This window comes from Motilimonas pumila, from assembly GCF_003596335.1.
GTDB classification, from domain to species: Bacteria; Pseudomonadota; Gammaproteobacteria; order Enterobacterales; family CBDFNC01; genus Motilimonas; species Motilimonas pumila.
Window position 1 is genome coordinate 13,565 of the sequence record NZ_QZCH01000007.1, and the last position, 20,330, is coordinate 33,894.

Sequence of the window (20,330 nt, forward strand, 5' to 3'; positions counted from 1 at the left end):
TTAACCGGTTAATTTTAAGGGCAAACGCACACCTGGTATGGCAAGCTCAACGTCGCCTTTGGGTTTGCTACAGCAGGTTAAGATATGACCGCTGCGTACATACGCCATGGGCGTTTTGTCGTAAGCCACTTCGCCGCTGAGCAGTTTGCACTGGCAAGCGCCGCAGTGGCCGTCTCGGCAATGGTATTCTGAACCAATACCATTGCGCTCTAACGAGTCGAGTATCGTCTGCTTGGGGTCAATGGCAAACGCGATGCCGTTAATGGTCAGTTTGACTGCCATTAGAGCTCAAAATCACCCAAGTCGTCGTGGTCAATTTCAGAGTCGATTTGACCTACTAGGTACGAGCTAATTTCTGACTCTTGCGGCGCCACTTGGACGTTGTCACTGACCAGCCAGTTATTGATCCACGGAATGGGGTTGGAAGTGGTTTCAAACGGGGCATCGAAACCAATGGCTTGCATACGCACGTTAGAAATATATTCTACGTATTGGCACAAGATGTCTTTGTTAAGGCCGATCATCGAGCCGTCTTTGAACAAGTATTCAGCCCATTCTTTTTCTTGTTGCGCAGCGCGCATAAAGATGTCTCTGGCTTCTTGCTCACATTCTTTGGCAATTTCAGCCATCTCAGGGTCATCTGCGCCGTCTTTCCACAGGTTTAGAATGTGCTGAGTAGAGTTAAGGTGCAGCGCTTCGTCACGAGCAATTAAGCGAATGATTTTGGCGTTGCCTTCTAGCAGGTGGCGCTCGGCAAAGGCAAATGAACACGCAAAGCTCACATAAAAACGAATGGCCTCGAGTGCATTAACTGAGTTGATACATAAAAACAGTTTTTTCTTGATGTTACGTACCGTAATTTGTTCCTTGCTGCCGTCTTCTTTGGTCAGTTCGCCAGCACCGTTTAGCTGATAAAACTGGGTGGCGGTGATCAAGTCGTCGTAATAACAAGAGATATCATCGGCGCGCTTTTGGATTTCTTCGTTGACCACGATGTCATCAAAAATTTCGCTTGGGTCGGTAAACAGGTTGCGAATGATGTGGGTGTAGCTACGACTGTGAATGGTTTCGGAAAACGCCCACGTTTCAATCCAGGTCTCTAATTCAGGGATAGATACTAAAGGCAGCAGCGCAACGTTAGGGCTTCGGCCTTGAATTGAGTCGAGCAACGTTTGATATTTCAGATTAGAAATAAAAATATGTTGCTCATGCTCTGGCAGCTCTTGGAAGTCAACACGATCACGGCTGACGTCCACTTCTTCAGGGCGCCAGAAAAAGCTTAATTGCTTTTCAATTAGCTTTTCAAAGATCTCAAATTTTTGCTGGTCATACCTAGCCACGTTCACTGGGTTGCCAAGAAACATAGGCTCTTTCAGTGGGTTGTTTTGCAGTTTTGAGAAGGTGGTATATTTATTCATTGAGTCTGCTCTAATACATCTATATTTAGTGGGGAAGACAAGCTTCCCCTGGGCTAGGATTAAATTTTACACGCGCCGCCGGCACAGCCGTCGTCTTCTTTTTGCACGTCTGTTTGGTTATCTTCTGCGCCGTCACGGGTGTTATGGTAGTACAGGGTTTTGAGGCCCATTTTATAGGCGTTTAGTAAGTCTTTAAGCAACAGCTTCATTGGCACTTTGCCGCCTTCAAACTTACTTGGGTCGTAGTTGGTGTTGGCAGAAATGGCTTGGTCAACAAACTTTTGCATAATGCCAACTAGCTCGATGTAACCCGTGTTATCTGGGATATTCCACAGTAACTCATAGTTTTCTTTTAGGCGCTCATATTCAGGTACAACTTGCTTTAAAATGCCGTCTTTACTGGCTTTCACACTGATATAACCGCGCGGCGGCTCAATGCCGTTGGTGGCATTTGAGATTTGGCTCGATGTTTCAGAGGGCATTAAAGCGGACAGAGTTGAGTTACGTAAACCGTGAGTTTGAATGCTACCACGTAAGCCTTCCCAGTCGAGGTGCAAGCCTTCGGTGCATATTTTGTCGAGCTCAGATTTGTAGGTATCAATTGGAAGAATGCCTTGAGCGTAAGTCGTTTCGTTAAACGCCGGGCACGCGCCTTGTTCTTTCGCTAGCTCGTTAGACGCTTTCAATAGGTAGTATTGAATGGCTTCGAAGGTACGGTGAGTGAGGTTGTTAGCGCTGCCGTTTGAGTAGTATACGCCATTCTTGGCGAGGTAATAGGCGTAGTTAATCACGCCCACACCTAAGGTACGACGGTTTAAGCTGCTGGTTTGCGCTGCTGGAATTGGGTAATCCTGGTAATCCAACAGGCTGTCTAGGGCGCGTACGATCAAATCGGACAGCTCTTCGAGTTCGTCTAGGCTTTCAAGCTTACCGAGGTTAAACGCAGAAAGCGTACAAAGAGCAATTTCGCCGTTTTCATCGTTAACATGCTCTAATGGCTTGGTCGGCAATGCAATTTCCAAACACAAGTTACTTTGACGTATTGGCGCCACTTTTGAGTCGAATGGACTGTGAGTATTACAGTGGTCGACGTTTTGAATGTAGATGCGGCCCGTGCTCGCACGCTCTTGCATTAGCAGGGCAAATAGGTCGACGGCTTTAAGGGTTTTCTTGCGAATACTGTCGTCTTGCTCATATTGCAGGTAAAGCTGCTCAAATTTTTCTTGATCTTCAAAAAAGGCGTCGTAAAGGCCCGGTGCATCGGATGGGCTGAATAACGTAATGTTACCGCCTTTGATCAGGCGAGTGTAAAATACTTTGTTTAATTGCACGCCGTAATCTAAGTGACGGACACGGTTTTCTTCTACACCACGGTTGTTTTTAAGAACCAGCAGTGACTCTACTTCCATGTGCCAAATTGGGTAGAACACGGTGGCTGCACCGCCACGTACGCCGCCTTGCGAACACGATTTTACGGCTGTTTGGAAGTATTTATAAAATGGAATACAACCCGTGTGAAATGCTTCTCCGCCACGGATTTCACTGCCAAGGGCGCGAATGCGACCGGCGTTGATACCAATACCGGCGCGTTGTGATACGTATTTCACCACGGCGCTTGCGGTGGCATTGATTGAGTCTAAGCTGTCACCCGTTTCAATCAGTACACACGAGCTAAATTGACGGGTCGGGGTACGCACGCCAGACATGATTGGCGTAGGCAGCGATAACTTAAAGGTAGATATCGCATCGTAGAAGCGGCGTACGTAGTCCATGCGCACGTTTTTATCGTAGTTGGCAAATAAACACGCCGATACCAACATGTATAAAAATTGAGCGCTTTCAAAGATTTCACCGGTGACACGGTTTTGTACCAAGTATTTCCCTTCCAGCTGCTTAACAGCGGCATAAGAGAAGGTCATGTCACGCCAGTGGTCGATAAACTCATTCATTTGCTCAAACTCTTCTCGGGAGTAATCGTTAAGCAAATGGCGATCGTATTTGTCGGCTTCACACATTTTCACTACGTGATCATAAATATGTGGTGGCTCAAATTGACCGTAGGCTTTTTTGCGTAGGTGGAATATGGCTAAACGTGCTGACAAATATTGGTAGTCAGGCGTGTCTGGCGAGATTAAATCGGCCGCGGCTTTGATGATAGTCTCATGAATATCTTCAGTTTTAATGCCGTCGTAGAACTGGATGTGAGATTTTAGCTCTACCTGAGACACGGATACGTTATTTAAGCCTTCTGCTGCCCAGGTAATGACACGATGGATTTTATCTAAATCTATCGCCTCTTTTTCGCCATCACGTTTGGTAACCAACAGATTTTTATTCATGAAACAAGCCTTTTTGTAGTGATTGGTAATCTAGTGACCAGCTAAAGACACAAAAGGCTCTATCAGGTATAGGTTTTGGATAACTTATACGCAATACAGCCTTTCTCTAAGAATTCGCGCTAGACACTACATCTAGTGTTTTAATTTTTATTTTATACAAGATAATGAGGTATTCGGATTTTTGCAAGTTGACCGAGAAAGCAATTTTTGTGGATAAAGTGTGAAAAAAACCGCTTTGTTAGTGACTGCTAACTGCATTTGGCCTCGCCCGTTTGTACGATGCAAAATTCAAGTAATATTTCTGCTTAATTTCAAAAAAATAAAATTTTATATTTGTTTTTTTTTGTTGCTCAAATTGCCATCAAAGCCTACGTTGAGCTGGCTAAGGCTTGAGCAATTTGTGACGAAAAAATGACGGCAAAAATCCATAGAATTCTCGCGCCAGAGTGTGCGCGAGATCGAAGATCATTTATTTACTTAGCGAGGTCGACACATCAGCATGTAATTGGTGTCGACATTTTGGTCAAGATAAAAGCGTTGGCTCAGCGGTTGATACAATACGCCCGTTAAATCTTCACACTTGAGGTTCGCTCGGTCGGTGAAATTAAGCAGCTCAGAAGGGCGTATAAATTTGTCATGTTCATGAGTGCCTTTTGGTACCCAGCGCAATACATATTCTGCGCCCACTATCATGGTCAAATACGATTTTAGGGTACGATTAATGGTAGAAAAGAAGATCATGCCATCAGGTTTTAGTAATGCAGCGCAAGCTTGAATCACAGAGGCTGGGTCGGGCACGTGTTCGAGCATTTCCATGCAAGTGATCACGTCATAATGCGCTGGCTGCTCCGCTGCATGCTGCTCTACGGGCATTTGAATGTAGTTCAGTTCTGCGCCGGTTTCTAAAGCGTGCAAACGTGCTACTTCAAGTGGCTCAGTGCCCATGTCTAGGCCGGTGACAAACGCCCCTTTATGGGCCATGCTTTCAGATAATATGCCGCCGCCGCAGCCAACATCCAAAACCGTTTTGCCGAATAATCCACCGCAACCTCGGTTGATATAAGCCAATCGTGTGGGATTGAGGCGATGTAAAGGTTTAAATTCGCCTTCTAGGTCCCACCAGCGTGATGCCATGGCTTCAAATTTTGCAATTTCTTGTTCATCTACATTCATGGTTTTGTTGCTTTTTTAATCGTTGCGGCTGATGCGGGCTATTATAAGCGCGAGTTAGATCTAAAAACCCCATTTTTTTTAAAAAACTTCCACTTTTTCCACCCAGTTGAACGCTGCCTCCGTCATGAAACTGTGGTAGAATCTTCGGCTCGTCAAATTAGACTGAAATAATAGATTTAGGGATTTAAGCTTATATGAGCGATCTTGCAAAAGATATTACGCCGGTAAATATTGAGGATGAGTTAAAGAACTCCTATCTCGATTATGCCATGAGCGTCATCGTGGGCCGGGCACTGCCGGATGTCCGCGATGGTTTAAAACCTGTTCATCGCCGTGTGCTGTATGCAATGAACGTACTGGGCAATGACTGGAACAAACCCTATAAAAAATCTGCCCGTGTGGTAGGTGACGTAATAGGTAAATATCACCCACATGGTGATACCGCTGTTTATGACACAATCGTACGTATGGCGCAGGACTTCTCACTGCGTTACATGCTAGTAGACGGCCAAGGTAACTTTGGTTCTGTAGACGGCGACTCTGCCGCGGCGATGCGTTATACCGAAATACGCATGGATAAAATCTCCCACGAATTGTTGGCAGATTTAGACAAAGAAACCGTGGATTTTGTGCCTAACTATGACGGCACAGAGCAAATTCCAGCAGTACTGCCAACCAAGGTGCCTAACTTATTAGTTAACGGTTCTTCTGGTATAGCCGTAGGCATGGCAACCAATATTCCGCCCCACAACCTGACCGAAGTGATTAACGGTTGTTTGGCGCTGATTGAAAATAACGATATCACCATTGACGAGTTGATGGAGCATATCCCAGGCCCGGATTTCCCGACTCAAGGCATCATTGCTGGCCGTAAAGGCATCGTTGACGCATACAAAACTGGCCGCGGTAAATTGCGTATTCGCGCCCGTGCCGATGTTGAAGTTGACGAGAAAACGGGTCGTGAAACCATCATAGTGCACGAACTGCCTTATCAGGTTAACAAAGCAAAACTACAAGAAAAAATTGCCGAGTTAGTCAAAGATAAAAAGATTGAAGGCATCAGTGGTCTGCGTGATGAATCGACCAAACAAATTCGCTTAGTGATTGAAATCAAACGCGGCGAAGTGGGTGAAGTGGTGTTGAATAACCTGTATGCGCAAACGCAAATGCAGGTGTCTTTTGGCATTAACATGGTTGCCCTTGACGATGGTCAGCCAAAGTTATTTAACCTAAAAGAAACCCTCGAAAGCTTTGTGCGTCATCGCCGTGAAGTGGTGACACGTCGTACCGTGTTTGAGCTGAAAAAGGCCCGTGACCGTGCGCATATCTTGGAAGGTCTAGCGATTGCTTTAGCCAATATTGACCCCATTATTGAGCTCATTCGTGAGTCCGCTACGCCAGCTATTGCTAAAGCTGAGTTGCAAGCGCGCGGTTGGGACTTAGGTAACGTTGCTGCGATGCTAGAAACGGCCGGTAACGATGCAGCGCGACCAGATTGGTTAGCGGCTGAGTATGGCATTCGCGAAGGGCAATACTTCCTGACCGAGCAACAAGCACAAGCTATCTTGGACTTACGTTTGCATAAGCTAACCGGCTTAGAGCACGAGAAGATCCTTGATGAGTATAAAGAGCTGCTTACGCTGATTGCTGAATTACTGCACATCCTAAACAGCCCTGAGCGTTTGATTGAAGTGATTCGCGAAGAATTAGAATTGATTCGTGATCAGTTTGGCGACGAGCGCCGTACTGAAATTACTGCGATGAGCGGAGACATTGATTTAGAAGACTTGATCAATGAAGAAGATGTGGTTGTGACGCTTTCTCGCGAGGGTTACGTTAAATACCAACCGCTCACTGATTATGAAGCGCAACGTCGCGGCGGCAAGGGTAAAGCTGCAACCAAGATGAAAGATGAAGATTTCATCGAACGTTTGCTGGTTGCTAATACCCACGACACGATTTTATGTTTCTCAAGCCGCGGTAAGCTTTACTGGCTTAAAGTCTATCAGTTGCCATTAGCTTCACGCGCCGCGCGTGGTCGTCCAATCGTGAACATTCTGCCACTAGAAGAAAATGAACGTATTACGGCTATTTTACCGGTCCGTGAGTACCAAGATGACAAGTTTATCTTGATGGCAACCGCTTCAGGCACGGTCAAGAAAACCGTTCTGAGCGCATACAGCAAGCCTCGCAGTTCTGGCTTAATTGCGGTGAACTTGAATGACGGTGATGAGCTAATTGGTGTCGCTATCACCAACGGTGATGATGAAATCATGCTGTTCTCAGACGCCGGCAAAGTGGTACGCTTCAAAGAGTCGGAAGAGATCCCGGTATTGGATGAAAACGGACAGCCTGTGCTAGATGAACATGGTCAGCCGGAAATTAAGTTCCGTGGTGTTAGACCTATGGGTCGTACTGCGACGGGTGTTCGAGGCATTAAACTGGCAGACGGTCAAAAAGTCGTTTCACTGATTGTCCCGAATGACCATGGCGACATCTTAACCGTGACTGAAAATGGTTACGGTAAACGTACTCCACAATCGGAATACCCAACCAAAGGTCGTGCGACCCAAGGGGTGGTTTCGATTAAGGTAAGCGAACGTAATGGCTTAGTTGTGGGCGCGGTGCAAGTGGATGAGTCAGAAGATATTATGCTTATCTCTGATAAAGGCACTCTGGTTCGCACCCGCGTAGAGGAAGTCTCTACCGTAGGCCGTAATACCCAAGGCGTTACCCTTATCCGTACTGGTGAAGGTGAGTCTGTGGTCGCGTTGCAGCGTATTGAAGAGGTCACAGAGTCTTGCGAAGACGATGCCGAGACTGGCCAAGAAGCGCAGCCAGTGGAAGCGTCAGCCAGTGAGGCTGGGTCAGAGCCTGACCAAGAATAAGATAATAAGTTAATGACTAAATGAGCGGCGTTTGCCGCTCGTTTTATTTTCTGGAAAGTAAAAATGTCTCAGGTATATAACTTTTGTGCCGGTCCGGCGATGTTGCCAACGGCAGTAATGGAACGCGCGCAAGCAGAAATGCGCAACTGGAATGCACTGCAAGTGTCAGTAATGGAAGTAAGCCATCGCAGCAAAGAGTATATTGCGATGGCCGAACAAGCTGAGCAAGACTTGCGGGATTTATTAGCCATTCCGGACAACTACAAGGTGCTTTTCTGCCAAGGTGGCGGTCGTGGTCAGTTTGCGGCTGTGCCATTAAATCTTTTTGGTGACAAACTGGAAGCGGATTACATTATTACCGGCCAGTGGGCTAAATCGGCTGCTGAAGAAGGCAAAAAACACGGTAAAATTAACCAAATTGATATTCGAGAAACGGCTGAAGACGGCTCAGTGAGCTTAACGCCTAGCACTAAGTGGCCGCTGAACCCCGACGCGGCTTACGTGCATTACTGCCCTAATGAAACCATAGAAGGCATTGAAATCAGCGATATTCCTGATACCGGTGATGTGCCTTTGGTAGCCGATATGAGCTCAACGATTTTGTCGCGGTCGATCGATGTGTCTAAATTTGGTGTGATTTATGCTGGAGCACAAAAAAACATTGGCCCATCAGGCTTGGCCTTGGTCATCGTGCGCGAAGACTTGCTAGGCCGTGCGCGTCAAGCTATTCCTTCTATTTTAGATTACCAAGTGTTGGCCAACTCTGACTCCATGTATAACACGCCACCAACTTACAGTTGGTATTTGGCGGGTCTGGTTTTCCAGTGGTTAAAAGAGCAGGGTGGCATTGCCGAATTTGCCAAGCGTAATGAAGCCAAAGCCAATTTACTGTATGACTACATAGATGGCAGTGACTTTTACCAAAACCAGGTAGATAAACAATACCGTAGTTGGATGAACGTGCCTTTTCAGTTGGTGGATGAATCATTGAATGAAGCGTTTTTGGCTGAGTCTGCTGAGGCCGGGTTATTAACCCTTAAAGGACATCGTATTGTGGGTGGCATGCGCGCCAGCATTTATAACGCCATGCCGATTGAAGGGGTTGAAGCTTTGGTTTCTTTTATGCAAATATTTGCCAGCAAACACCAAGCTTAAGACGTCAACTACAGATTTAAAGGAATCAGCATGAGCTGTGATTTTTTAGCATTAGCCAATTTAGGGGTGCAAGGACTGCATCCATATCAAGCGGGTAAGCCCGTTGACGAGTTAGAGCGTGAACTGGGTATTAGCGACATCGTAAAATTGGCGTCAAATGAAAACCCTTTGCCGTTGAGCGAACAAGTAAAGGCGGCCATCACCGCAGAGCTGTCTGAGTTAAGTCGTTACCCGGACGCGAACGGATATCACCTAAAACAAGCCCTTGCCAGCGAATATGGCGTGACAGCTGAGCAAATCACGTTAGGCAATGGCTCTAACGATGTGTTGGAACTGCTAGCTCGCGCTTATGTTAGCACGCAAGACGAAGTGATTTTTGCTCAGTATGCATTTGTGGTCTATCCATTAGTGACACAAGCCATTGGCGCCAAAGCCGTGGCGGTGCCTGCGAAAGACTGGGGTCATGATTTAGACGCCATGCGCGCGGCGATCACTGAGCATACGCGAATGATTTTTATCGCCAACCCCAATAACCCGACGGGCACATTTTTAGCCAGTGCTGATATCTTAGCCTTTTTAGAACAAGTGCCAGAGAATATTGTGGTGGTGTTAGATGAAGCGTACTTTGAATACGTGGAGCAATCTGAGCGTGCCGACAGTATCAATTGGTTGCAGCGTTTTCCTAACTTGGTAGTCACTCGCACTTTCTCAAAAGCTTATGGCTTAGCGGCACTGCGGGTGGGATATGCTATCTCAAGCCCTGCTATCGCTGACATTCTTAATCGAGTTAGGCAACCCTTTAACTGCAACTCAGTGGCCCTTGCTGCGGCTTGCGCTGCATTACAAGACAAGCAATATTTGGCTGAGAGCGTGGCGCTTAATCAACAAGGCATGGAAGATTTGGTGGCATTTTTTGAGCAGCATAATCTTGCTTATATTGCATCAAAAGGCAACTTTATCACTTTTGATACCGGTCGAGATGGTCAGCAAGTGTATCAAGCACTGCTAGCGCTTGGCGTCATTGTTCGTCCGATCGGCGGTTACGGCATGCCGGCCCATTTACGTGTTAGTATTGGCACCACTGCCGAAAATCAAAAATTCAAAACAGCGCTTGCTCAGGTTTTAGCGCTCTAGAAAAGAGATAGAAAGGAAACAGATGGAACAGTTAACCCTAAACCCGATTCATAAAATCGATGGTGAAATTAACTTACCGGGTTCAAAAAGTGTATCGAACCGCGCTTTGCTGCTGGCGGCCTTAGCAAAAGGCACCACAACCCTGACTAATTTATTAGACAGTGACGACATTCGTCATATGTTAAATGCCCTTACCAAGCTGGGTGTGCAATATCAGCTGTCTGCAGATAAAACCCAATGTGTGGTTGAAGGTTTAGGCCGAGCGTTTGAAACTTCACAAGCGATGGAGCTGTTTTTAGGGAATGCTGGCACTGCGATGCGCCCACTTTGTGCGGCGTTATGCTTAGGCAAGGGTGAGTATGAACTTACCGGTGAGCCTCGCATGGAAGAGCGTCCAATTGGAAGCTTGGTGGATGCTTTGCGCCAAGCCGGCGCTGACGTGACGTATTTAAAAAATGAAGATTACCCGCCGCTTAAAATAAAAAGTACCGGCCTACGTGGCGGTAAAATTTCCATTGATGGTTCAGTCTCTAGCCAGTTTTTGACCGCATTTTTGATGGCGGCACCTTACGCCGATGGCGATACCGAAATTGAAATCGTTGGTGAGCTAGTGTCTAAACCTTATATCGAAATCACTCTACACATCATGTCGCAATTTGGCGTGCAAGTAGAAAACATCGATTATCAGCGCTTTATTATCAAAGGCCAACAAACCTATACCGCGCCTGGTCAGTTCTTGGTAGAAGGTGACGCATCATCTGCATCATACTTCCTTGCGGCAGCGGCCATCAAAGGTGGCACGGTAAAAGTGACTGGCATAGGTAAAAAATCGGTCCAAGGCGACGTTCAGTTTGCAGACGTGTTAGCGGCAATGGGCGCTGACATTGAGTGGGGTGATGATTACATTAAATCTACCGTTGGCGAACTCAAGGCGGTAGACATGGACATGAATCATATTCCTGATGCCGCCATGACCATTGCAACCACAGCACTTTTTGCCACAGGTACTACAGCCATTCGTAACGTTTATAACTGGCGGGTAAAAGAAACCGACCGTCTTGCTGCAATGGCCACAGAGCTTCGTAAAGTAGGTGCTGAAGTGGTAGAAGGTCATGACTTTATTGAAGTTACACCAGCGCAGACGTTGCAACATGCGGCCATTGATACGTATGACGACCATCGCATTGCGATGTGTTTCTCCTTGGTGGCCCTCAGTGATACACCGGTCACCATCAATGACCCGGGATGTACTTCAAAGACATTCCCTGACTACTTTGACAAGCTCAAACAAGTCAGCAAGTAAAACTAAGGAGCCAAACGGCTCCTTTTTTTGTACCTAAAATTAAGTATTTCAAATTTTTTACAATAGGCTCAAGGTTGAGTCTAGGCTTATAGAAGGGATGGTAAACAACTAATAGAAGGCATCAAGATGGCTGAGAATATGAAAACCTTGGGTGAATTTATCGTCGAAAAACAACTGGATTTTCCAGATGCGTCTGGCAGCTTGTCACAGCTACTAGGGGCGATTCGGCTTGCTGCAAAAGTCGTTAACCGAGAGATTAATAAAGCAGGCTTGGTCGATATCATCGGCAGTGCTGGGCAAGAAAATGTACAAGGTGAGCAGCAACAAAAGCTGGATATTTACGCCAATGATAAATTTAAAGCCGCAATGGAAGCTCGTGGCGAAGTCTGCGGAGTAGCCTCAGAAGAAGAAGATGACTTTGTGGCTTTTAATAATACCCAGTCAAAAAATGGCAAATACATAGTGTTGATGGACCCTTTAGATGGCTCATCTAACATTGATGTCAATGTCTCGGTGGGCACCATTTTCTCTATTTATAAGCGTGTCAGCCCAGTGGGCTCAGAAGTAACAGAGGCGGATTTTTTACAGCCTGGGCGCAAACAAATTGCTGCAGGCTATGTTATTTATGGCTCCTCAACCATGTTGGTATACAGCACGGGCAATGGTGTACACGGTTTCACCCTTGATCCCTCTATCGGGGTTTTTTGTTTGTCACACCAAGATATGAAAATTCCTACCGACGGTAAGATTTACTCTATTAATGAAGGCAATTACATCAAATTCCCGGAAGGAGTAAAACGCTACATTAAGTTTTGCCAGCAAGAAGCGCCTGAGCAGGGGCGGCCTTATACGTCACGCTACATAGGCTCTTTGGTGTCTGACTTTCACCGTAACTTGCTCAAAGGCGGTATTTTCATTTACCCGACCACAGCCAGCGCGCCAAAAGGCAAGCTCAGGCTGTTATATGAATGCAATCCGATGGCTTTTTTGATGGAGCAAGCCGGCGGTAAAGCCAGTGATGGTTTTTCATCCATTCTGGATATCAAACCCAGTGAGCTGCACCAGCGCACCTCTTTTTTTGTTGGCTCAACCAATATGGTCAACACTGCCGAAGCCATGATGGCCGACTTCAGTGGGCCAGATGCTGAAACAAATCTATAATTAAAAAATGCCACCTTGGCCATGGCTTGACCTAGCACATGGCCAATGCCTTGGGTATAATCGCCGCGGTTATTTGCATAGGAGCGTGACAATCTGTCACCGGTGCGATGGGAGGCGAGAAATATGGTGGCAAGTGCCCCAATTATTACGATTGATGGTCCAAGTGGCTCAGGAAAAGGCACCTTATGCCAAGCGTTAGCCCAGCATTATGATTGGCAATTACTAGACAGTGGCGCAATTTACCGAGTGCTGGCACTGGCAGCTATCCACCATAACGTGGATGTCAGCAATGAAGACGCCGTGTCATTGTTGGCCGGTCACTTAGACGTTGTATTTAAACCGTCAGATGAAGGCGTCAAAGTATTCTTAGAGGGTGAAGATGTAAGCCGTGAACTTCGCACCGAAGAAACCGGCAACGCCGCTTCTAAAGTGGCGGCTTTTCCGCGTGTAAGAGAAGCTTTGTTAAGGCGCCAACGCAGCTTCCGTCAAGCCCCTGGCTTAATCGCTGATGGCCGCGACATGGGCACTGTGGTATTTACGGATGCACCAGTGAAAGTATTCCTAGATGCCAGCGCGCAAGCCCGAGCAGAAAGGCGTTATAAGCAATTGCGTGATAAGGGGTTTGATGTTAATATCGCGCATCTTTTAGCCGAGATTGAAGAGCGAGATCACAGAGATCGTAATCGACCTGTGTCTCCTTTAAAAGCGGCCGAAGACGCATTAGTGATTGATTCAACTTCGCTCACCATAGAGCAGGTTATTGAACAAGTCATTGACTATGCGGATAAAAAGCTAAACCAAGGCGAGGAATAATCCCCGTCGATGTTGATTCCACGGAAGGAATGAACTTTGTATCACAACCCCACTCACGATGGATTATGAGTGGTTGTAATTAACTTAAAGTGTTAAATAACATGACTGAATCTTTTGCTCAACTCTTTGAAGAGTCTCTAAACGAAATCGAAACGCGCCCAGGTGCGATCATCAAAGGTACTATCGTTGCTATCGAAAACGGTATCGTACTAGTAGACGCAGGCCTTAAGTCTGAATCTCCTATCTCTGTTGACCAGTTCAAAAATGCTTCTGGCGAACTAGAAGTTAGCGTAGGCGACGAAGTAGACGTAGCCCTAGACGCAACGGATGATGGTTTCGGTGAAACTCAGCTATCTCGTGAGAAAGCGAAACGCCATGAAGCGTGGATCGTTCTTGAGAAAGCTTACGAAGAGCAAGAAACTGTTATTGGTGTTATCAATGGTAAAGTTAAAGGCGGTTTCACTGTTGAACTAAACGGTATCCGTGCTTTCCTACCTGGTTCTCTAGTAGACGTGCGCCCAGTTCGCGACACTGCTCACCTAGAGTACAAAGATCTAGAATTTAAAGTTATCAAGCTAGATCAAAAACGCAACAACGTTGTTGTTTCTCGCCGTGCAGTTATCGAAACTGAAAACAGCGCAGAGCGTGACGAACTTCTTGAGAACCTACAAGAAGGTCAATCAGTTAAAGGTATCGTTAAGAACCTTACTGATTACGGTGCGTTCGTTGATCTTGGTGGTGTTGACGGTCTTCTTCACATCACTGATATGGCTTGGAAACGCGTTAAGCACCCAAGTGAAATCGTTAACGTTGGTGACGAAATCAACGTTAAAGTGCTTAAGTTTGACCGTGACCGCACTCGTGTATCACTAGGTCTTAAGCAACTAGGCGAAGATCCATGGGTAGCAATCGCTAACCGTTACCCAGAAAGCACTAAGCTTACTGGTCGTGTAACTAACCTAACTGATTACGGCTGTTTCGTAGAAATCGAAGAAGGCGTTGAAGGTCTAGTACACGTTAGCGAAATGGATTGGACTAACAAGAACATCCACCCATCTAAAGTGGTTAACGTTGGTGACAGCGTTGAAGTTATGGTTCTTGATATCGACGAAGAACGTCGTCGTATCTCTCTAGGTCTTAAGCAATGTATTGCTAACCCTTGGGAATCATTTGCGGGTACTCACAACAAAGGCGATCGCGTTAGCGGTAAGATCAAGTCTATCACTGACTTTGGTATCTTCATTGGTCTTGACGGTGGTATCGACGGTCTTGTTCACCTATCTGACATCAGCTGGAACGTGGCTGGCGAAGAAGCCGTTCGCGACTTCAAGAAAGGCGACGAAATCGAAGCTGTTGTACTACAAGTTGACCCAGAGCGTGAGCGTATCAGCCTAGGCGTTAAGCAAATTGCTGAAGATCCGTTCAACAACTACCTAGCTGATAAGAAGAAAGGTACTGTTGTTGTAGGTAAAGTTCTTGAAGTTGACGCAAAAGGCGCAACAATTGAGCTAGCTGAAGGCGTTGAAGGTTACATCCGTGTAGCTGACATCTCTCGTGACCGCGTTGAAGATGCAACAACTATCGTTGCAGTTGGCGATGAGCTAGAGTCTAAGTTTGTAGGTGTTGACCGTAAGAACCGTGTTGTTAGCCTATCTGTTCGTGCTAAAGATGAAGCTGAAGAAAAAGCAGCTATCGAAGGTCTGAACAAGCAGCAGCAAGATGACGGTGCATTCAGCAACGCAATGGCTGAAGCTTTCAAAGCAGCTAAAAACGACTAATTACAAACTTCAAAAGCAATATTTTATCAATACTGCGATTGAAAATTTGTAAACTGAGCTACATAGAGTAAACTGAAAATTAGTTGCTTGTTAGGTAGTTACAGTATCTAAAGAGGGGCTTGCCCCTCTTTATTGTTTTTAGGCAACTGGAAAAGTCATAAACTTAAATGGGAGAACCTATGACCAAGTCAGATCTCATTGAACGACTCACCAGTACTCATTTGCAGCTTTCAGCAAAAGAAGTTGAACTAGCGATTAAAGAAATCCTAGAGCAAATGGCGGATACGCTCGCCAGTGGCGAACGCATTGAGATCCGCGGTTTTGGTAGTTTTTCATTACACTATCGTGCTCCGCGTGTAGGACGTAATCCGAAGACCGGTGATAAAGTTGAATTAGACGGTAAATATGTACCGCACTTTAAGCCTGGTAAGGAATTGAGAGAGCGCGTCAATTTAAGCATTGCATCTTAATGATGCGTGCAAATATAAAAACGGCCATGTGCCGTTTTTTTATTGCCTTTGGCATAGGATGATATGTCTATCTGTTGTACCCTATGTGTATAATTAGTTGATAGATTTTCCAGTGACTTAGGAGGCTATGTGAAGGCATTTTTAATTGCAGTTGTGGTATTTTTATTTTTCGCCGTTGCGGTGTTTCTCGGCTTAAAAAATGAAGCCTTGGTGAATTTTAATTATTTGATCGCACAAACTGACATTCGTTTATCCACCTTGTTAGCCATCGTATTTGGCATCGCTTTTACCTTAGGTGCGATTATCAGCAGTGGCCTCTACATGAAGGTTAAACTGGCTAACGGCCGGCTGCAAAAGAAAATCAAACGTCAGAATAAAGAGCTGGATGAGCTAAGGACATTACCGTTAAAGGACTAATGTTGCCATGCTAGAGCTGCTCTTTTTGTTGTTACCCATTGCCGCCGGCTATGGCTGGTATATGGGCCGCAGAGGCTTGCATCAAACCCGGCAAAAAGATTCCAACAAATTGAGCCGTGATTATGTCACCGGCTTGAATTTTCTGTTAAGTGATGAGCCTGATAAAGCGGTAGATTTATTTATCGATTTGTTAGAAGTTGACAGTGAAACCATAGAAACCCATCTGGCTTTAGGCAATCTTTTTCGACAACGCGGTGAAGTTGACCGTGCCATTCGTATACACCAAAACCTGATTGCCCGTCCTACCTTAACCGCAGAGCAAAAGCATTTAGCCATGCTGCAATTAGCTAAAGACTTTACCGCTGCGGGGCTAATTGATCGCAGTGAAGAAATTTATTTACAACTGGTGTCGGAGCCTGAATATAAGGTGACCGCATTGCAGCAGTTACTTGCAATTTATCAGCAAACTAAAGATTGGCAACGTGCAATAAAAATCGCCGAGCAGCTAAAACATGCACAGCAGCCAACCGCCGTTAAAGATATCGCACATTTCTATTGCGAAATGGCCAATGAGGCCCACCTAGCAAAACAAGATAAACAAGCCATTAACTATTGTAAAAAAGCCTTAACAGTCGATCCTGATTGTGTCCGTGCCAGCATTGGTTTAGCTGATTTATACATCGCGAAACAAGATTACAAAGCTGCGATCAGGCAACTTGAGAATGTAGTGAAACAAGACGTTGATTTTGTTACCGAGGTTTTGACCCGATTAGAGCAATGTTTTAGCGAACAAAAAGACCCACACGCTTTTTTACATTGGCTGGATCATGCCTGGAGCCAAGGTGCGGGTGCTTCTGTGGGACTCAAATTAGCAGAATACTTGGCACAATCTCAAGGCATTGAGCAAGGTGAGTCGCTCGTTGCTAAACAGTTACAGAAAAACCCTACGATGAAAGGTTTTTACCAGCTAATGGTGTACCATTTAGAGTTGGCAGAAGAGGGCAGGGCGAAAACCAGTTTAGACAGTTTACGTAAATTGGTGCGCGAGCAATTGAAAATTAGCCCCAACTTTCGTTGTAGAAAATGTGGATTTGCGACAAAATCCATATATTGGCAGTGCCCATCGTGTAAAAGCTGGGGCACGGTAAAACCCATTCGTGGACTAGACGGAGAATAACAGTAAAGATTATGACGACAGCAGTAATAACAGATCCAAAAGTGATCGTAGCGTTGGATTACGCCGATCAACACGCCGCCCTCAATTTTATTGATCAAATAGATCCAGGCAGCTGTCGCCTTAAGATAGGTAAAGAGATGTTTACCCATTTCGGCCCTGCTTTTGTAAAACAAATTGTCGATAGAAAATTTGATTTATTCCTCGACTTAAAATTCCATGATATCCCTAACACTGTGGCCAAAGCTGTGGCAGCATCCGCCGATTTAGGCGTCTGGATGGTCAATGTTCATGCCAGTGGCGGTCGCCGTATGATGGAAGCGGCAAAAGCTTCTCTCGAGTCTTACGGCAATGACGCTCCACTGTTGATAGCGGTAACGGTTTTGACCAGTATGGAGCAACAAGACTTAGCTGAAATCGGACTCAATGTGGACCCGCAAACCCATGTTAAACGCTTGGCTCAGTTGACCCAACAAGCTGGCCTTGATGGTGTGGTATGCTCAGCACATGAAGCCGCAACTCTGACGCAACAATTAGGCAGTGAGTTTAAGTTAATCACTCCTGGTATTCGCCCTGCGGGCAGCGATGCTGGCGATCAACGCCGTATTATGACACCTGCGCAAGCGGTGGCAGCTGGCAGTGATTATTTAGTCATTGGCAGGCCTATCACTCAAGCTGAAGATCCCGCTAAAGTTCTCTCTCAAATTAACCTTACAATATAATAATCCTCTAAATCAGTGCCTTGAGAGCCTTGCCTCCAATCTCAAGGCTTTTTTATAAATCCGCCATATGTATGATTTTTATCAAAAAGTCATCCGAAATTCTCATATCAAATCATTAATTAATCAGTTTTACATCACATTACCATGAAGTTTAATGGATTGAATCGATATCTATCGATTATCCTTACAACTGTAATATTTCTGAAATGAATAAGAATTTCACTTTTTAGATTCGCTAGTTATTGCTACTCATAGCAAAAGGACTAACAAGCTTTCTAACCAATGAGTGAAAAACTTAACAACAGTATTTTGCATGGATGCGCTTTTGATACCCGCTTAGGGTTTAAAGGATCAATGTGCGTATAACAACTTCGATGATTAAAAAAGTACCTACTAGTCGTGGCTTTTGTCTACTAGAAGTACTTGTGACTACATTTATAGTTGCTTCTGCTCTCGTGGGCTTAATGGCTATGCAGGGAGTGATAAAAAAATCCACCTATGCCAGTAAACAGAGAACACAAGCTACCTTTATTGCTCAAAGCATTATGGAAAGCTTAAAGATAAACCGAAGTGTGCTCAAAAATGCTGCCAACCTAGATTTATTAAAAAGCATATCTCAAAGTGCCGGTAGCCTTTCTGAACCAACTTGCTCAAGTTGCTCCCCTCAACAACGCTTAGAAGCAGATATTGTTAAGTGGCAACACCATTTAACTGGCTCAAATGTAAAAAGAAGCGCAAAAGCCATCGCCGGTTTAAGTAAAGCTGACGCCTGTATTACTCATGACCTTGCAACGGGCAATACGATGATTGTGGTCAGTTGGCATGATAGAACTGAGTCGAAGGATGCACGCACAGCTTCGGGAAGTGAGTGCGGTACTGACAATGTCTCTCGGCGCCAACTCGTGCTAAAAAGCACCATTCTACAGGCATAAAGATGAAGAGTTCTAAATTCCAACAGGGCTTCAATCTCATCGAGTGGATGGTAACTATTGCGATTGCTTTGTTTATTATCGCTGGTATGACCTCATTTTTTGTGGCAAGTAGAACGTCAAATATTGCCACAAACGAATCCGCTGAGTTACAAGAAACGGGCCGCATCGCTTTACAGTTATTAAGTCAAGATCTACGCCAAGTTGGTTTTTGGGGCTTTTCCACTCGTCATATTTTGACAAACCAATTATCCGTCAAAAACCAACAGGTGAGATCTCCTGCCTCCATTCCGAATAATCGAGACTGTATCGATGTTAATGGGGTTGGGAGCTTTCCAAAAGATGACATCAGAATGAATGATATCTGGAGCTTTGAGGTCAATACCCCCCTGCAAATGGGGTGCATAGATGACCAGGATAGCAGCACTAAGTTGGCACAAGAAACAGATGCTATTGCAATTAGAAGAGCAAGAGGCCAACAGGCTTTAGCCCCTTTGACTCCGCAATATCATATTGCTTTAACAGGCTCAGAAGCTTATATCTTTGCGGCGCCCACAGAAGTGCTTCCCATTAAGCCTCAGTGGCAAGGGGCTCATGTTTATCAATACATTCACAATGTTTATTACATCGATTATGACGTCGCCAGCAACGTGCCTAGGTTGCGACGTAAAATGCTAAATATTGATGCCGGGAATGTTGGCGAGATGAAACTACAACCTCCTTTACTCGAAGGGGTTGAAAACATGCAAATTGAATACATAGTCCGAGACAGTAATGGTCATACATCGTATTCAGAATTTGTTGCGGGAAGTAATCTTGAAAACGTGATTGGCGCAAGAGTTTGGGTGCTAATTCGAGCGGAGCAGCCGAAAAAAAGCCCAGGTGAGAAAGATATCAGCTACCAAATGGCGGGGAAACAAATCACGTTAAAAGATGATTATCGCCGTTTGTTGATGTCAACCGTTGTGAGTTTTAGTAATCCCATATGGTTAGGGTAATCAAATGAAGAATCAAACAGGCGCTGCCTTGGTATTAGCAATGTTAATGGTGGCATTGTTGTCAGGAATGACGGTGATGCAGATGAGAACATCAACGATGGATTTAAAGATGGCTGGGGCTGGCACATTAAAAGTAAATGCAGATGCAATACTTGAAGGTAATGTAGAACAGTTAATGGCTGTTAAGACCTCTCAGCAACAGTTTTCAGTGATTAAGGCCGGTGAAGCTTATGTCGCACCAAATACTCCTGGGCTTAACATTGATGTCAAAGATCCAAAAGAAACCTTGTCTTGTGGGCGTAAAAGGCAAGCCAGTTCAGACAGTGTATTTAGCTGTCGATATATTCATTTGCAATTATCTAGGGAGTATGGCCGCAAAAAGCAAGCCGGGCGAACGGGAACAAATGCCTTGGGTTTGGGTGTTGAGCAAAGAATTATCAAAACTTAATAACTAAAAA

At 45.3% G+C, this 20,330-nt stretch carries 18 protein-coding genes; 14 read left to right on the top strand and 4 right to left on the bottom strand.

Translation table 11 applies throughout. From position 1 onward, the window contains the following. From yfaE to ubiG, 4 genes are all read right to left on the bottom strand, one after another. Positions 1-282, bottom strand: coding sequence for a class I ribonucleotide reductase maintenance protein YfaE (gene yfaE, locus D1Z90_RS07215; RefSeq protein WP_119910081.1), 282 nt, complete (start codon positions 280-282; stop codon positions 1-3). Continuing rightward, complete coding sequence (gene nrdB / locus D1Z90_RS07220) at positions 282-1,418, bottom strand: class Ia ribonucleoside-diphosphate reductase subunit beta (RefSeq protein WP_119910082.1); 1,137 nt, start codon at positions 1,416-1,418, stop codon at positions 282-284. The genes yfaE and nrdB overlap by 1 nt, the downstream gene beginning before the upstream one ends. Before the next feature lie 59 nt (positions 1,419-1,477). Next, positions 1,478-3,757 carry a class 1a ribonucleoside-diphosphate reductase subunit alpha gene (nrdA, locus tag D1Z90_RS07225; protein ID WP_119910083.1) on the bottom strand — a complete coding sequence of 760 codons (2,280 nt, stop codon included), beginning with the start codon at positions 3,755-3,757 and terminating at the stop codon, positions 1,478-1,480. A gap of 477 nt (positions 3,758-4,234) precedes the next feature. Further along, positions 4,235-4,930 (bottom strand): bifunctional 2-polyprenyl-6-hydroxyphenol methylase/3-demethylubiquinol 3-O-methyltransferase UbiG, encoded by a 696-nt coding sequence (gene ubiG, locus D1Z90_RS07235; protein ID WP_119910085.1) that lies wholly within the window; start codon positions 4,928-4,930, stop codon positions 4,235-4,237. A gap of 194 nt (positions 4,931-5,124) precedes the next feature. Between ubiG and gyrA the strand changes: the two genes are divergently transcribed. From gyrA to D1Z90_RS07305, 14 genes are all read left to right on the top strand, one after another. Continuing rightward, on the top strand, positions 5,125-7,818 hold the full coding sequence (gene gyrA, locus D1Z90_RS07240; RefSeq protein WP_119910086.1) for a DNA topoisomerase (ATP-hydrolyzing) subunit A: 2,694 nt from the start codon (positions 5,125-5,127) through the stop codon (positions 7,816-7,818). 63 nt (positions 7,819-7,881) lie between these two features. Further along, positions 7,882-8,973 carry a 3-phosphoserine/phosphohydroxythreonine transaminase gene (serC, locus tag D1Z90_RS07245; RefSeq protein ID WP_119910087.1) on the top strand — a complete coding sequence of 364 codons (1,092 nt, stop codon included), beginning with the start codon at positions 7,882-7,884 and terminating at the stop codon, positions 8,971-8,973. Positions 8,974-9,003: 30 nt separating this feature from the next. Further along, positions 9,004-10,107 (top strand): histidinol-phosphate transaminase, encoded by a 1,104-nt coding sequence (gene hisC / locus D1Z90_RS07250; RefSeq protein WP_119910088.1) that lies wholly within the window; start codon positions 9,004-9,006, stop codon positions 10,105-10,107. 22 nt (positions 10,108-10,129) lie between these two features. Then, positions 10,130-11,410, top strand: a complete 1,281-nt coding sequence (aroA, locus tag D1Z90_RS07255; RefSeq protein ID WP_119910089.1) for a 3-phosphoshikimate 1-carboxyvinyltransferase — start codon at positions 10,130-10,132, stop codon at positions 11,408-11,410. A gap of 138 nt (positions 11,411-11,548) precedes the next feature. Then, a complete protein-coding gene (gene fbp, locus D1Z90_RS07260) occupies positions 11,549-12,571 on the top strand; it encodes a class 1 fructose-bisphosphatase (RefSeq protein ID WP_198419073.1) in 1,023 nt (340 codons plus the stop codon). A gap of 123 nt (positions 12,572-12,694) precedes the next feature. Further along, on the top strand, positions 12,695-13,384 hold the full coding sequence (gene cmk / locus D1Z90_RS07265) for a (d)CMP kinase (RefSeq protein ID WP_119910091.1): 690 nt from the start codon (positions 12,695-12,697) through the stop codon (positions 13,382-13,384). Positions 13,385-13,485: 101 nt separating this feature from the next. Beyond that, on the top strand, positions 13,486-15,162 hold the full coding sequence (gene rpsA, locus D1Z90_RS07270) for a 30S ribosomal protein S1 (RefSeq protein WP_119910092.1): 1,677 nt from the start codon (positions 13,486-13,488) through the stop codon (positions 15,160-15,162). 179 nt (positions 15,163-15,341) lie between these two features. Continuing rightward, complete coding sequence (gene ihfB / locus D1Z90_RS07275; RefSeq protein ID WP_119910093.1) at positions 15,342-15,632, top strand: integration host factor subunit beta; 291 nt, start codon at positions 15,342-15,344, stop codon at positions 15,630-15,632. Between the two features lie 129 nt (positions 15,633-15,761). Further along, a complete protein-coding gene (locus D1Z90_RS07280; protein ID WP_119910094.1) occupies positions 15,762-16,049 on the top strand; it encodes a LapA family protein in 288 nt (95 codons plus the stop codon). A gap of 7 nt (positions 16,050-16,056) precedes the next feature. Then, the gene (gene lapB, locus D1Z90_RS07285) at positions 16,057-17,226 is read left to right on the top strand and encodes a lipopolysaccharide assembly protein LapB (RefSeq protein ID WP_119910095.1); all 1,170 of its coding nucleotides are present in this window, start codon (positions 16,057-16,059) and stop codon (positions 17,224-17,226) included. An 11-nt stretch (positions 17,227-17,237) separates the two neighbouring features. Beyond that, positions 17,238-17,945 carry an orotidine-5'-phosphate decarboxylase gene (gene pyrF, locus D1Z90_RS07290; protein ID WP_119910096.1) on the top strand — a complete coding sequence of 236 codons (708 nt, stop codon included), beginning with the start codon at positions 17,238-17,240 and terminating at the stop codon, positions 17,943-17,945. Positions 17,946-18,301: 356 nt separating this feature from the next. Continuing rightward, positions 18,302-18,877 carry a type IV pilus modification PilV family protein gene (locus D1Z90_RS07295; RefSeq protein ID WP_158587073.1) on the top strand — a complete coding sequence of 192 codons (576 nt, stop codon included), beginning with the start codon at positions 18,302-18,304 and terminating at the stop codon, positions 18,875-18,877. A 2-nt stretch (positions 18,878-18,879) separates the two neighbouring features. Further along, positions 18,880-19,872, top strand: coding sequence for a PilW family protein (locus tag D1Z90_RS07300; RefSeq protein WP_119910098.1), 993 nt, complete (start codon positions 18,880-18,882; stop codon positions 19,870-19,872). Positions 19,873-19,876: 4 nt separating this feature from the next. Then, the gene (locus D1Z90_RS07305) at positions 19,877-20,320 is read left to right on the top strand and encodes a pilus assembly PilX N-terminal domain-containing protein (RefSeq protein WP_119910099.1); all 444 of its coding nucleotides are present in this window, start codon (positions 19,877-19,879) and stop codon (positions 20,318-20,320) included. The last annotated feature ends 10 nt before the right edge of the window (positions 20,321-20,330 follow it).

Coding starts and splice junctions, on each gene's coding strand:
- gyrA (WP_119910086.1), top strand. CDS start 5,125: ATGAGCGATCTTGCAAAAGATATTACGCCGGTAAATATTGAGGATGAG.
- cmk (WP_119910091.1), top strand. CDS start 12,695: ATGGTGGCAAGTGCCCCAATTATTACGATTGATGGTCCAAGTGGCTCA.
- serC (WP_119910087.1), top strand. CDS start 7,882: ATGTCTCAGGTATATAACTTTTGTGCCGGTCCGGCGATGTTGCCAACG.
- D1Z90_RS07300 (WP_119910098.1), top strand. CDS start 18,880: ATGAAGAGTTCTAAATTCCAACAGGGCTTCAATCTCATCGAGTGGATG.
- aroA (WP_119910089.1), top strand. CDS start 10,130: ATGGAACAGTTAACCCTAAACCCGATTCATAAAATCGATGGTGAAATT.
- nrdA (WP_119910083.1), bottom strand. CDS start 3,757: ATGAATAAAAATCTGTTGGTTACCAAACGTGATGGCGAAAAAGAGGCG.
- yfaE (WP_119910081.1), bottom strand. CDS start 282: ATGGCAGTCAAACTGACCATTAACGGCATCGCGTTTGCCATTGACCCC.
- rpsA (WP_119910092.1), top strand. CDS start 13,486: ATGACTGAATCTTTTGCTCAACTCTTTGAAGAGTCTCTAAACGAAATC.
- fbp (WP_198419073.1), top strand. CDS start 11,549: ATGAAAACCTTGGGTGAATTTATCGTCGAAAAACAACTGGATTTTCCA.
- ubiG (WP_119910085.1), bottom strand. CDS start 4,930: ATGAATGTAGATGAACAAGAAATTGCAAAATTTGAAGCCATGGCATCA.
- hisC (WP_119910088.1), top strand. CDS start 9,004: ATGAGCTGTGATTTTTTAGCATTAGCCAATTTAGGGGTGCAAGGACTG.
- ihfB (WP_119910093.1), top strand. CDS start 15,342: ATGACCAAGTCAGATCTCATTGAACGACTCACCAGTACTCATTTGCAG.
- nrdB (WP_119910082.1), bottom strand. CDS start 1,418: ATGAATAAATATACCACCTTCTCAAAACTGCAAAACAACCCACTGAAA.
- lapB (WP_119910095.1), top strand. CDS start 16,057: ATGCTAGAGCTGCTCTTTTTGTTGTTACCCATTGCCGCCGGCTATGGC.
- pyrF (WP_119910096.1), top strand. CDS start 17,238: ATGACGACAGCAGTAATAACAGATCCAAAAGTGATCGTAGCGTTGGAT.
- D1Z90_RS07305 (WP_119910099.1), top strand. CDS start 19,877: ATGAAGAATCAAACAGGCGCTGCCTTGGTATTAGCAATGTTAATGGTG.